Here is a 12,911-nt window from a genome sequence, read left to right as displayed (position 1 = left end):
ACACAATCACTTTGTGTCATGTGATTCATTCAGGAGGGTGCTTAATATTGTCTTGATTTATGGAAATTCTATACTTTTATACATAGTCATTTCGGCGTTAATTAGTTAATATTGGCTGTCTTATATTTAAAGTTATCGGACATTCGACCGGAGGAAACATTCAGGCTATAGCTTTCGCATAGCCGATCGAACGTTCGGAAATTGATTGGCATTTCCGGACTGCTGCGCGACATTCCGACGCGCAACCATTCGCATCCCGACAGGGCATGTTAGTGGTGGATCATCATAAATCGAATAGCAGATATGCGTTAATATGAGATTTTCTACAACTTTACCCTGTCTGGGATGCGGCCAACATCATCAACCGGTCACGTTTGCGTCCATGTCGCGGAACAATCCGAAACGGTGACGCACGGCGGCCCAATCGGCTGCCCGCATTTCAAACAGATGCACGTCGCGCGGGGTGCCGTCCTTCAGGGCATGGTCCTTCAGCACGCCGACATGGCGATAGCCCAGCAGTGCCTGTCCCTTCAGCACCCGCGGGTTGCTGTCGAAAATCTGGTTGACCAGCTTGCGCAGGCCCAGCGTGTGGAAGCAGTGATTGAGCATCGGGGCGAAGTTCAGGGCGCCGATGCCCGTCCGCCCCCGCCTGTCGCCCATATAGACGCCGATGGTGCCGATCCGCCATTCGGCATGGGTGACCGTGATGCTGCCATACCCGACATCCACACCATCCACCTGGATGATGCGGTGGACATAATCCGCGCGCGCGTTGGATCGTTCGATCCAGGCGCGCTGCCGGTCGATGTCATCCGGCACATCGCTGAAGGATTGCGCGGCGATTTCGGGCAGCCGGCGCCAGGCCAGCAGCAGGGCGGCGTCATCGGTCGTCGGGGGCCTGAATGTCAGCGACGGGCTCATGCGGGGACGCACTCCGGGTCCAGGATGGCGGCCAGGGCGGCATGAAAATCGCCGATGCGCTGTTCGCGCCAGCCCAGCATGCCGGGACCGGTGGCAGCGCCCCTTGCCTGCTGCACCTGCTCGCACAGCGGCCTGTCCTCTTCGATCACCTGGCGGGCAGAGCTGGACAGCATGCTGGCCAGCCCCCGGCGGAAACTGCCGGCCCGCCGGTCATCCGGCTGGTCGGTAGCCAGATATATCCGCCATTCCAGCCGGCTGCACCCCACGGACAGGGGCACGATGCGATGGACGATGACCATGGCTCCGTGAAAGCTGGAAACATAAAGATCGGGGAAGATGAAGGTATGGTCGTACCGGTTCTGGTCGCTGAACCGGCGCAGCCTTCCCCGTGCGACCAGCTTGTCCCACCATCCGGCTGTGCTGTCCGACAGTTTCCAGCTTGACCGGCTGTGCGGGCCGGCGCGCCACGTTTCCAGGTGCCGGCGCCAGTCGGCATCGACGGCCGGGTGGATGGTCTGCGGATGCACCGTCGATCCGTGGAAGTCATCCAGCGTGTTTTCGGCCAGAATCTTCCAGTTCGCGGCGAATTCCAGGCTGTCCGAGGCAACCGGGCTGTCGTCCATCACCAGGGACAGCCGTTCCAGTTGCGCGGCGAAGGGCAGCAGCCAGTCGGACAGGGGCGGCGCGTCGGGCGTCTGCCGGCAGAAAACAAAACGACCGCAGGCCGTGACGGCGGCGTCCCCGGCAATGTCGGGATCACCTGCCAGCCCGGCGAAGCGCCAGGGCAGGCATGTGGACAACGCCGCATCCTCGGCCCGATGGGCCGCCGGATCATGGAACCAGCCGGGGGGCAGCAGGGTGCGCCGGGGCGGGGCCAGATCATAGCTCAGCATGCGCCCTCCCGCCCGGCGGAGGGACGGTGCAGGATCACCCCGTTGGTCCCGATCACGGCGCCGTCGGGCAGATGCGTGCGCCCGGCTGCCATCCAGCCAAGCGGAATGCCCGCATCGGCCGACGGATCGGCATGGACGAAGACCAGGCCATGGGTTGCGGTCACGGCGATGGGGGGAAGGGCAAGGGCACGGCGTCCGGCCTCGTCCAGATGGAAGTCGGTATCGTTGAAGGGAATGGCACGCGGCACACCGTCGGCATCATAGACCCAGGCGTGGTAGGGGCAGCGCAGGGGACCCTTGCCGGCCGGTTCCGTCAGCATCCGGGCGAAGCGGTGCGAACAGACATTGCGGAACCCGCGCAGGTCGCCCTGGAAATTCCGGACCAGCACAGGGATCGCGCCGGCCCAGCCCGCGATCCACCGGCCGTTGCCGTCTACATCCGCCATCCTGCCCAGCAGTACCCAGCCGGTCATGCCGTGCGGCCCCCGTCCACCACCATGGCCGTGCCCGTGATCCAGCGCGCAGCGTCGGACAACAGGAAGCAGATGGCGTTGGCCACATCGTCTGGATGGCCGAAGCCCAGGGGCTGCAGCTTTTCCAGATTCGCAATCTGATCAGTATTGAGCTTCTCGAAACCGCGTTCGATCAGTTCGGTCATGACGATGGACGGCACGACGCAATTGACGCGGACGGCATCGGGCAGCATCTCTGCCGACAGGCCCTTGGTGGCGGCGATGATGCCGCCCTTGGCCGCGGCATAGACGACATTGGCCGGCGAGGCTGCCGTGGCCGCCGTGGAGGAGATATAGACCAGGCTGGCCTTCTCCGCCTTCACGCCCTTCTGCCGCAATCCCTTCGCCAGGGCCAGGGAGGCGCCGAGGTTGGTCCGCATCACCTCGTCGAAGAAATCGGCCTGGAAGATACGGATGGGGCGCAGGGTCTGGATGCCTGCGCAATGGGCCAGCCCGTCGATGGGGCCGCTGGCGGCGGCCAACGTCTTCATCCAGCCCGGAATGGCATCGACGGCTGACAGGTCGAAGGCCGAAGCGTGATGATCATGGCCGGCCAGTGCGTCCAGCGTCGCGGCCAGGCGTCCGGCGTCGCGACCCGTCACGGTCACACGCGCGCCCAGGCGGGATGCCAGCACGGCCGTGGCCCGGCCGATGCCGGCCGACGCGCCCGTGACCAGGATGTGGCGGCCCGACAGATCCATGGGGTTGGTGATGGCAGGCATGGGACTATCCCCTGACGATGCGGAACAGGGCCGTGACGACCCTTTCATGGTCCGCCATGGACATGGCGGGATAAAGCGGCAGAGACAGGCAGCGCGCATACCACGCCGCGGCGCCGGGCAGGTCCAGGTCGCCATAGAGCTTGCGGTAATAGGGCTGCGTATGCACGGGGATGTAATGGACCTGGCTGCCGATGCCATCCCGGCGCAGGGCCCCCATGAAGCCGGCCCGGTCCAGGCCCAGGGCCGCGAAATCAACCAGCACCGCATAAAGATGCCAGGCGGCCTGCACCCCCGCCACGCGACCGGCCGGACGCAGCACCGGGGCCAGCGGCGTCAGGGCCGCGTCGTAGGCATCGACCAGCGTCTGTCGCGCCCGCATGAAGGCATCCAGCTTGCCGAGCTGCGACAGGCCCAGGGCCGCCTGGATGTCGGTCATCCGGTAATTGAGGCCCAGGTCAGGCATTTCGTAATACCAGGGATTGGGCGTGCCGTCGGCAGCCAGGGCGGCGGCCGGATTGGCGAAGGCCGAGGGTTCGCGCACCATGCCGTGGCAGATCGCGGCGCGTACCCGCCGGGCCAGCGTGTCGTCGGCGGTGGTGACCATGCCGCCTTCCCCCGTGGCCATGGTCTTGACCGGGTGAAAGGAGAAGCAGGCCAGATCGGACCGGTCGCAGGCACCCACGGCCACCGGTCGCCCGTCATGTCCCGTCAGGCGGGTACCGACGGCATGGGCCGCATCCTCCACGATGGCCAGCCCCTCCCCGGTGGCCAGGGCGGAGAGCCCGGCCATGTCCGCCGTCTGGCCGGCAAGATGCACCGGGGCCAGGGCCCGGACCCGCCAGCCGCGCGCCCTGGCCCGGTCCAGGGCGCCTGCCGCGTCCTGCGGGCGCATCAGGCCCGTGTCGGGATCGACATCGGCGAAGGCCACCTGCGCCCCGGCAAGGCGCACGGCGTTGGCCGTGGCCAGGAAGGTGATGCTGGGCACGACCACGGCATCCCCCGGACCCAGGTCCAGCGCCAGCATCGACACATGCAGGGCGGCCGTGGCGCTGGTGCAGGCCACGGCATGGCGCGCACCGACCTTTTCCGCGAACGCGCGCTCGAACCAGCCCACATTGGGGCCCTGTGTCAGCCAGTCCCCCCGCAGCACCTGCTTCACGGCGGCGATGTCGGCCTCGTCGATCCATTGCCGCCCATAGGGCAGGAAGGGCCCCCTGCTCATGGTCACGGGTTGCGTTCCAGCAGGACGCGCATGGCGGCGGCGGTCAGCCATTCGGGGTTCGTGTCGCTGCGGTAATTGAACCCGTCGGGCACCGCCCCCGCCCCCTGCTTGGCATAGGGGCCGCGGTCCCACCATTTGAAGGCCGGCTCGATGATGAAACGGTCGGGCAGCTCGACCGTCTGGCGGGCATCATCCTCGGTGATCATGATCTCGTGCAGCTTCTCGCCGGGACGGATGCCGACGATGCGATGCGGCAGATCCGGCGCCATGGTGCGGGCCAGATCCACGATGCGCATGGACGGGATCTTGGGCACGAAGATTTCCCCGCCCTGCATCATCGCGAAACACGAGGCAACGAAATCCACCCCTTTGTCCAGTGTGATCCAGAAGCGGGTCATGCGGGTGTCGGTGATGGGCAGTTCCTTCGCCCCTTGTGCAATCAGCCCGCGGAAGAACGGCACCACCGACCCGCGCGAGCCGACGACATTGCCATAGCGCACCGCCGCGAACCGCGTGCCCACGGACCCCGACAGATTGTTGGCCGCCACGAAGATCTTGTCCGACGCCAGCTTGGAGGCGCCATAGAGGTTCACGGGGCTGGCGGCCTTGTCGGTCGACAGGGCGACGACCTTCTTCACCTTGTTGGCAAGGGCGGCCTGCACCACGTTCTCCGCGCCGTTCACATTGGTGCGGATGCATTCGATCGGGTTATATTCCGCCGTGGGCACATGCTTGAGCGCCGCGGCATGGATACAGTAATCCACCTCCCGCATCGCCATGGAAAGCCGCTGCTGGTCGCGCACGTCGCCGATGAAGAAACGCAGCACGTCGCGGTTGTCCATGTCGGCGAACTGCTGCTGCATCTCGTACTGCTTGAACTCGTCGCGGGAAAAGATGACAAGCCGGCGCGGCTTGGCATGTTTCAACAGAAAACGGGTGAATTGCCGGCCGAACGAGCCGGTGCCGCCAGTGATCAGGATGGACGCCCCCTTGAACAGGACGGGGGCGCGGGGGGAAGGCGTGGTCATCGTCGTGGCGGGTCCGCTGGCGGCCAATTGATGGGGCCATGCTAGCCAGTTTGGCCCACCGGGTTAAGCAATTCCGTCGAAAGGACGTTTCGGGCTGCGCATCCGGGTTGGAGCGGCTGGCGCCGATGAGTTAAGCTGCGGCCCGCCCGCCTCCGACGGACCGCCGATGGACCGCAAGAAGAACAAGAATGCCGACTCGCCCGCCCGGTTGCTGGACGGGGCGGTTGCCTGCCATCAGCGGGGCGACCTGACCGGTGCCGTGGCCGGCTATCGCGCGGTGCTGGCGCAGGTTCCCGGCAATGTCGATGCCGGTCACCTTCTGGGTCTGGCCCTGTGGCAGTCCGGCCAGCAGGAGGAGGGACTGCGCCGTGTCATGGCGGCAGCAGCAGCAGCACCCGGCGCTGCTGCGATCCAGAACAATCTGGGGGGCATGCTGATGGCCCTGCGGGAGTTCCGGCCGGCCGAGCGCGCCTTTCGCGCCGCCCTGGCCGCCCGGCCGGAACTGGTGGATGCGCAATCCAACCTGGCGGCCGTGCTGCTGGAACTGAACCGCCCGGCTGAGGCGGAGGAGGCGGCGCGAAAGGCGCTGGCCGCCGCCCCCGGTCGTGCCGATGCCTGGTCCAACCGCGGCGTTGCGCTGCTGGAACTGGGCCGGTTTGCGGAGGCGGAGAAATGCCAGCGCAAGGCGCTGTCGCTGGACCCGAAGCTTGCCGTGGCGCATGCCAACCTGGGCACGCTGCTGCGCCGGGCCGGCAAGGACGGGCAGGCCGTCGACAGTTTCCGCCGGGCCGTCGCGCTGGATGGTGACCAGCCCGTGGCCCGGTTCAACCTGTCGCTGGATCATCTGGCCGTCGGCCGGCTGGCGGAAGGCTGGGCCGATTACGAGCTGCGTTTCCGGGCGCGCCAGCGGCAGGCAAAGCGCAACCTGGACATTCCGTTCTGGCAGGGCGAGATGCTGGCGGGCCGTCACCTGCTGGTCTGGCCCGAGCAGGGGCTGGGGGACGAGATCCTGTTCGCCAGCGTCCTACCCGACCTGGATGGCATCGACGGGCCGGTCAGCGTGGAATGCGATGCGCGGTTGGTGCCCTTGTTCGCCCGCTCGTTCCCGCATCTACGCGTCGCGGCGGCGGGCGGCGTGGCGTCGGCCGACCTGCAGATTGCCGTGGGCAGCCTGCCGGGGCTGGCCCGGCCGGTGCTGTCCCGCTTCACGGGCCGTCCCTGGCTGACGGCCGACCCGGCCAGGGCCGCATCATGGCGTCAGACGCTGGCCGGGGCGGGACCGGCGGCCCTGACGGTGGGGTTCTGCTGGCGAAGCGGTCTGAAAAGTGCCGAACGGCAGGGACTATATCCGTCGCTGGCCGATTTCGCGCCGTTGTTCGCCCTGCCCGGCATCCGCTGGGTGCCGCTGCAATATGATCTGGACGAGCCGGGCACGGCGGCGGAGCTGTCTGCGGGACTGCCCGACGGCATCGACCTGTATCGCCCGCCCCTTGACCTGCGTGACGATCTGGACGGGGTCGCGGCGCTGATGGCGGGGCTCGATCTGGTGGTCAGCGCCGCCACGGCGGTGGCGGAACTGGCGGGTGCCTTGGGTGTGCCGGTCTGGCGCATCGGTGCAGACGACGACTGGACGCGGCTGGGGGCCGCCGTGCGGCCCTGGTATGGCAGCACGCGCTGTTTCACCCTGAGGCAAGGCGGCACCCATGGTGCGTTGCTGGCGGGCATGGCACGGGAACTGCGCGCCTTGTTGCCGGATGCCGTGCCGGGGCCTGACCCCGCCACCTTGCCGCCACTGCCGCCCGATGCCCTTGAACGGGCCACGGTCCTGGTCAAGGACGGGCAGCCGGCCGCGGCGGTGGCCCTTTGCCGCGACATCCTGGCCCGCCGCCCCGATGATGCGGCGGCCTTGCACCTGCTGGGTCATGCCCTGATGCGGGATGGACGGCCGGCCGATGCGCTGGCTCCGCTGGAACGGGCCGTGGCGCTGCGGCCCGGCGATGCGCTGGCGCTGACCCGGCTGGGGGCGGCGCTGCGAGGGCTGGGACGCACGGAAGCGGCCCTTCAAACCTATCGGCAGGCTGCCCGCCTGTGGCCCGACAATGCGCTGATCGCCGTGAATATCGGCCTTTGCCAGTTGGAAGGCGGCGAACCGGAAGCCGCAGCCGCCACCTTGCGCGCCGCCATCGCCGCCGCACCGCAGACGGCTACCGCCCATGACGCACTGGGGCTGGCGCTGCTGGCGCTGGGGGACGCGGCGGGCGCCGCGGCCGCCCACCGGGCCGCCCTGGCCATCGATCCCCGTCTGCTGGCCGGGTGGGTCAATCTGGCCGCCGCCGCCAAGGAGGCGCAGCGGTACGCCGAGGCCGTGGACGCGCTGGAACAGGCGCGGCACCTGGACCCGGACCGGGTGGAGGTCTGGACCAGCCTGGGTTATGCCCTGTTCCGCACGGGGCGCGCCGCGGCGGCGGAGGCGGCCCTGGACAGGGCGCTGTCGCTGGTGCCCGACCATGTCCCCGCCCTGATCGACCTGTCCCGCATCCGGGAGGCGCAGCAGCGGCCGGCGGAGGCGCGGGCCCTGCTGGACCGTGCCCTGTCGCGGGAGCCTGGCGACAGGCTGGCCCGCTGGAACCGGGCGCTGCTGGCGCTGGCACAGGGCGACCTTGCAACGGGCTGGTCCGATTATGCCATCCGGTTCGCGGCCGGTGAGGTGGTGCCCGACCGCCATTTCGCCATCCCGGCCTGGCATGGCCAGCCGTTGGCCGGCCGGCGCCTCCTGGTCTGGCGTGAGCAGGGTCTGGGGGATGAGATCCTGTTCATGGGGCAGGTCGCCGACCTGCTTGGCCGTGGAGCGGAGGTGGTTGTCGAATGCGATCGCCGGCTGACCGGGCTGCTGGCCCGGTCCTTCCCCGCGGCACAGGTGCGGGCGGAGACCGCCGATCCGCGTGATGCCGATTTCCAATGCCCAGTGGGTGGCCTGCCGGCCCTGCTGCGGCCGGCGCTGGCGGATTTCCCGGGTGGCGCCCCCGCCTGGATGCGGCCAGACCCGGCACTGGCGGCCGCAATGGCGACGCGGCTGGGCGGCCTGCCGCCCGGACTGCGGGTCGGCTTCTGCTGGCGGTCACAGTTGCAGGCGGGGGACCGGGCGCTGTCCTATCTGCGGCCGCGCGACCTGCTGCCGGTCCTGACCCTGCCGGGCCTTGTTCCCGTCAGCCTGCAATATGACGGTGGCGCGGCGGAGATCGCGGAACTGGCCGATCAGACGGGTGTTACGCTGCACCGGTTCCCCGACATCGATCTGAGAGATGATCTGGAGGCGGCGGCGGCGCTGATCGCGGGGCTGGACCTGGTGATCACGGCAGGCACAGCCGTGGGGGAAATGGCCGGCGCAGTGGGTGTGCCCGTCTGGCGTTTCCAGGCCACGCCGGACTGGAGCGGCCTGGGTACGGCCGTGCGGCCCTGGTTTTCCTGCATGCGGCTGTTCACGGCGGCCCGCGTCACCGACACGGTGCCGCTGATGCGGCGGGAACTGCTGCACCTGCTGCGGGTGCCGTCACCGGGCGCACCGGAGCAGGTCCCGGCCCCCGCCGCGACCACGACCGCTCCGCCACTGCCGCTTGAAACGGTGATGGATTTCCACCGGGCCGGCGATCTTCCGGCGGCGGAGGATGGGTATCGTGCTATCCTGGCCGCGCAGCCGGATGATCCCGATGCCCTGCACCTTCTGTCGCAGGTGCTGTTCCAGACGCGACGGGCGGTTGATGCGCTGCCGCTGGTCGATCGTGCGCTGGCACTCGACCCGGATTTCGCTGCCGCTCACAATACGCGCGGCAGCCTGCTGAAGGCGATGGGCCGCTATGCGGAGGCGGAGAAAGCCTTCCGCCAGGCGCTGGCGCATCGCGTCGACTTCGCGGAGGCCTGGACCAACCTGGGCGCCACGCTGCTGGAACTGCGCCGCCCGCAGGATGCGGAAAAGGCCCATCGCCGCGCCCTGACCCAACGTCCCGTCTATCCCCGCGCCCAGGCCAATCTGGGCATCGCCCTGCGTCACATGGGCCGCTACGGCGAAGCGGTGGAATGGCATGAGAAGGCGCTGGCCACGGCGCCCGATCTGGCCGATGCCTGGAGCGATCTGGGCCTGTGCCGGGCGGCGCTGGGCGATGTGGATGAGGGGCTGCGTTGCCAGGATCGCGCCCTGGCCGCCGCCCCCGATTATGCGGAGGCGGAGGTCAACCGGTCCATGCTGCTGGCCGGGCAGGGCCTGGTGGAAGCGGCGCGGGCCGCGCTGTCCGATGCGTTGGCCATCCGACCCGATTTCCCGCGCGCGCTCTACAATGACGGGCTTTTGGCCCTGGGGCAGGGGGACATCGACACCGGCTGGCAGGAGATGGAGGCCCGGTTCGACAGCGGGGAGGTGGCGTGGAGCGGCCCGCTGGACAAGGCCCGCTGGGAAGGACTTGCCCTGGCCGGTCGTCGCCTGCTGGTCTGGCGCGAGCAGGGGCTGGGGGACGAGATCATGTTCGCCCGGCATTATCGCGGCCTGGAGGGTTTGGGGGGAAAGGTCAAGGTCTGGGCCGATCCGCGCCTGGTCGGCATCCTGGCCCGCAGTTTTCCGTTCCTGACCGTGCTGCCCGACGGCACGCCGGTTGAGATCGAATGCCATACGCCGGCCGGCAGCCTGCCGCTGCTGCTGGAGCAGGAGCCCGCCCAATGGGACCCCGCGCCCTATCTGGTGCCGCGTGAGGACCTTGCCGAATTGTGGCGGCAACGGCTGGCGGAACTGCCGCCGGGCCTGCGCGTCGGCCTGTGCTGGCGCAGCCAGTTGCAGACGGCCGACCGGGTGGCCGGTTACACCGCCCTGGCGGACTGGCTGCCCCTGCTGTCGGCCCCGGACATCCAGGTTGTTTCCCTGCAATATGATGGTGCGCTGGCGGAAATCGCTGCGGTGGAGGCGGACCACGGTGTCCGCCTGCATCGTTGGGAAGGGGTGGACCTGCGCGACGACCTGGAAACGGCGCTGGCCCTGACGGCCGGGCTTGATCTGGTGGTGACGGTGGCCACCGCGGTGGGAGAGATGGCGGGCGCGCTGGGCGTGCCTGTCTGGCGCCTTTCGGGTCCTGTGGACTGGACGCGGCTGGGCACGGATGTCCGGCCGGGCTTCGGGTCCATGATCGTCCTGAACGTGCCCGTGCATCTGCCCGCCGCCTCGCAGGTGCAGGCTGTCATGCGGCGGTTGCAGGACCTGAAACCCAGCCACCCGGCCCTTCCCGATGGTGACCCGGCCGGGTGGCTGGAACGGGGCATCGCGTTGCAAAAATCGGGTGATCCCGCCGGTGCCATGCCCTTCTACCAGGCCGTGATCGGACGGGAGGGGGAGCAGCCTGTCGCGCTGCACCTTCTGGGGCTGGCCCTTCAGCAGATCGGTCGCGGGGCGGAGGGGCTGGACCCGATGCGCCGTGCCCTGGCCGCGGCCCCGGATTATGTGGCGGCCTGGGTCAATCTGGGTAACCTGTGGCAGGAACTGGACCAGCCGCGGGAGGCGGAGGCCGCCTATCGTCAGGCACTGGCCCTGCAGCCCCGCGATGCCGGTACCTGGACCAACCTGGGCAATGCCCTGCGCGCCCAGCGACGCTATGCCGATGCGGTGAAGGCCCACCAGCGCGCCATCGCGTTCGATCCCGCCGGCCCCGCCGCCCATGGCAATCTGGCCGTGGTCTGGAAGGAGATGGATGCCGCCGGCAAGGCCGTCGCGGCCTATCATCAGGCACTCGACCTGGGGGGCGACGAGGGGATGCTGCGCGCGGGCCTGGGGGATGCCCTGCGCCTGCTGGGCGATCTGCCGGCGGCGCGGCGGCAGTTGGCGCGGGTGCTGGACCGTGATCCCGGCAATGCGGAGGCCTGGAACAATCTGGGGCGGGTGCATGAGGCGGCAGCGGACAAGGCGGCGGCGCGTGGCGCCTATGATCAGGCACTGGTCCTGGCCCCGGACCTGCCCTCGGCCCTCTATAATCGCGGCTTGATGGATCTGGCAGCGGGGCGCCTGGCCGCCGGTTGGGCAGGCTATGCTGCCCGGTTCCGGGGGACGGAGACGATCCGCGGCCGGTCGCTGCCGCTGCCCGTCTGGGATGGGGGCGACCTTGCCGGCCGGCGCCTGCTGGTCTGGGGGGAGCAGGGGCTGGGGGACCAGTTGATGTTCGCGTCCCTTTACCCCGCCCTGCTGGCGCGTTGTGCCCATCTGGTGATCGAAGCCGATGCCCGGCTGGTCTCTCTTTTCACCCGCGCCTTTCCCACGGCCACGGTGCGTGCGCCGACGCCGTGCCCGGCCGATGCCGACCTGGCCGTGGCGGCGGGGGACGTGGCCCGGCATCTCTGGCCGCACCTGTCCGCCCAGTCCCCCACCCCCTATCTTCAGGCCCGGACGGACCGGGTGGCCATCTGGCGGGACCGGCTGGCGGCCACGGGGCCCGGGCTGAAGATCGGCGTCTGCTGGCGCTCAGCCCTGCTGACGGCGGAACGGAAGGGTGATTATGCCCGCCTGTCCGATCTGGCGCCCCTGGCCGCTGTGCCGGGTGTGACGCTGGTCAGCCTGCAGCGGGGGGAAGGGGTTGCCGGCTGGGATGACGGTGACGTGCCATTGTTGCGCCTGCCCGACCTGGATATGGATGATGATCTGGAAGGACAGGCGGCGCTGATCACGGCCCTGGACCTGGTCATCACGGCCCCGACGGCGGTCGGCGAACTGGCGGGCGCGCTGGGTGTGCCCGTCTGGCGCCTGTCCCCGCCCGACTGGACCAGTCTGGGCACGGGCGTGCGGCCCTGGTTTCCCGGCATGCGCCTGCTGGGCCGGGGGTGCGGGATGGGGGGCGCCGTGGCTGACGCCGTGCGCCTGCTGCTTAGCGCCAGGCGTAGTTGAAACTGACGGAGATTCGCTCCGCATCGGCCTGGTTAAGCGTCACCTCGTGCCGCAGCCAGCTTTCCCACATCAGCAGCGTGCCGGTGCGGGGGGCGACGGGAACGGATGGCTGCATTTCCCGCGCTGCCTTGGGCTTGCGCGGCGGGGCGGCCATCATCAGCGCCAGGCGCGGATCCTCGAACCGGATCGCGGAGGCGCCATCCGGGATGTCCACGTAATAGGTGCCGCTGATCACGCTGTTGGGATGGATGTGGGACCCGTGGAAACCGCCGGGGTCCAGCACGTTGATCCAAAGATTGTCCAGTTCCAGCTTCTTCGATCCCAGGTTCCATTCCTGAAGCTTCGCGAACGCCTTGGCATGGCGGTCCAGGTGCGCCTTCAATTGCTTGAAGGCCGGGAACCGCCAGGGCAGATCGTCCAGCGAGGAATAGGATGTGTAGCCCGTATAACCGTTCTTGGCCGACCATTTGCGGCCCGCCGCGTCATCTTCCGCCGCGGACCGGCAGCAGGCGGCCAACTCATCGTTCAGCCCCTCCATCCCGTCCAGGTCGGCACGGTAAAGGCGGGTCGCGAACAGGGTTTCGATCTGGGGGGCGCCGGGCTCTGTCATGATGGCACAAGGCTTACGGTGCGGCGGCGGGGTCGTCAATGCCCGCCTGGCCGGGTGGCATGGCGAACCCGCCGCCGGGCATGACACCCGCGC

At 68.8% G+C, this 12,911-nt stretch carries 8 protein-coding genes; 1 reads left to right on the top strand and 7 read right to left on the bottom strand.

All coding sequences use genetic code 11. The annotated features are described in order from the left end of the window. Positions 1–360: 360 nt before the first annotated feature. The 6 genes from ACM9LZ_RS15965 to pseB are packed head-to-tail and all read right to left on the bottom strand — an operon-like array spanning position 361 to position 5,298. The gene (locus ACM9LZ_RS15965; RefSeq protein WP_416620489.1) at positions 361–921 is read right to left on the bottom strand and encodes a GNAT family N-acetyltransferase; all 561 of its coding nucleotides are present in this window, start codon (positions 919–921) and stop codon (positions 361–363) included. After that, positions 918–1,814, bottom strand: a complete 897-nt coding sequence (locus ACM9LZ_RS15960) for an RHO alpha subunit C-terminal catalytic domain-containing protein (protein WP_416620488.1) — start codon at positions 1,812–1,814, stop codon at positions 918–920. Before ACM9LZ_RS15960 ends, ACM9LZ_RS15965 begins: the two co-directional genes overlap by 4 nt. Then, positions 1,808–2,287: a Rieske 2Fe-2S domain-containing protein gene (locus tag ACM9LZ_RS15955; RefSeq protein WP_416620487.1), complete on the bottom strand. Its 480-nt coding sequence runs from the start codon at positions 2,285–2,287 to the stop codon at positions 1,808–1,810. Before ACM9LZ_RS15955 ends, ACM9LZ_RS15960 begins: the two co-directional genes overlap by 7 nt. Next, positions 2,284–3,048 (bottom strand): SDR family NAD(P)-dependent oxidoreductase, encoded by a 765-nt coding sequence (locus ACM9LZ_RS15950; RefSeq protein WP_416620486.1) that lies wholly within the window; start codon positions 3,046–3,048, stop codon positions 2,284–2,286. Before ACM9LZ_RS15950 ends, ACM9LZ_RS15955 begins: the two co-directional genes overlap by 4 nt. 4 nt (positions 3,049–3,052) lie before the next feature. Next, the gene (gene pseC / locus ACM9LZ_RS15945; protein ID WP_416620555.1) at positions 3,053–4,270 is read right to left on the bottom strand and encodes a UDP-4-amino-4,6-dideoxy-N-acetyl-beta-L-altrosamine transaminase; all 1,218 of its coding nucleotides are present in this window, start codon (positions 4,268–4,270) and stop codon (positions 3,053–3,055) included. Positions 4,271–4,272: 2 nt separating this feature from the next. Continuing rightward, complete coding sequence (pseB, locus tag ACM9LZ_RS15940; protein ID WP_416620485.1) at positions 4,273–5,298, bottom strand: UDP-N-acetylglucosamine 4,6-dehydratase (inverting); 1,026 nt, start codon at positions 5,296–5,298, stop codon at positions 4,273–4,275. 166 nt (positions 5,299–5,464) lie between these two features. Here pseB and ACM9LZ_RS15935 point away from each other — a divergent pair, with 166 nt between their 5' ends. Then, positions 5,465–12,208, top strand: coding sequence for a tetratricopeptide repeat protein (locus ACM9LZ_RS15935; RefSeq protein WP_416620484.1), 6,744 nt, complete (start codon positions 5,465–5,467; stop codon positions 12,206–12,208). Here ACM9LZ_RS15935 and ACM9LZ_RS15930 read toward each other — a convergent pair. Further along, positions 12,189–12,818 (bottom strand): TIGR02466 family protein, encoded by a 630-nt coding sequence (locus tag ACM9LZ_RS15930; RefSeq protein ID WP_416620483.1) that lies wholly within the window; start codon positions 12,816–12,818, stop codon positions 12,189–12,191. The genes ACM9LZ_RS15935 and ACM9LZ_RS15930 overlap by 20 nt on opposite strands. Positions 12,819–12,911: the final 93 nt, after the last annotated feature.

Source organism: Niveispirillum fermenti (genome assembly GCF_048066175.1).
Classification (GTDB): domain Bacteria; phylum Pseudomonadota; class Alphaproteobacteria; order Azospirillales; family Azospirillaceae; genus Niveispirillum; species Niveispirillum fermenti.
The sequence above is the reverse complement of the archived record's forward strand: the minus strand, read 5'-3'. Positions and strand labels throughout refer to the sequence as shown.

What these genes read in the sequence shown, in the direction of transcription:
- ACM9LZ_RS15965 (WP_416620489.1), bottom strand. Translation starts at nt 921, where the DNA reads ATGAGCCCGTCGCTGACATTCAGGCCCCCGACGACCGATGACGCCGCC.
- ACM9LZ_RS15960 (WP_416620488.1), bottom strand. Translation starts at nt 1,814, where the DNA reads ATGCTGAGCTATGATCTGGCCCCGCCCCGGCGCACCCTGCTGCCCCCC.
- ACM9LZ_RS15955 (WP_416620487.1), bottom strand. Translation starts at nt 2,287, where the DNA reads ATGACCGGCTGGGTACTGCTGGGCAGGATGGCGGATGTAGACGGCAAC.
- ACM9LZ_RS15950 (WP_416620486.1), bottom strand. Translation starts at nt 3,048, where the DNA reads ATGCCTGCCATCACCAACCCCATGGATCTGTCGGGCCGCCACATCCTG.
- pseC (WP_416620555.1), bottom strand. Translation starts at nt 4,270, where the DNA reads ATGAGCAGGGGGCCCTTCCTGCCCTATGGGCGGCAATGGATCGACGAG.
- pseB (WP_416620485.1), bottom strand. Translation starts at nt 5,298, where the DNA reads ATGACCACGCCTTCCCCCCGCGCCCCCGTCCTGTTCAAGGGGGCGTCC.
- ACM9LZ_RS15935 (WP_416620484.1), top strand. Translation starts at nt 5,465, where the DNA reads ATGGACCGCAAGAAGAACAAGAATGCCGACTCGCCCGCCCGGTTGCTG.
- ACM9LZ_RS15930 (WP_416620483.1), bottom strand. Translation starts at nt 12,818, where the DNA reads ATGACAGAGCCCGGCGCCCCCCAGATCGAAACCCTGTTCGCGACCCGC.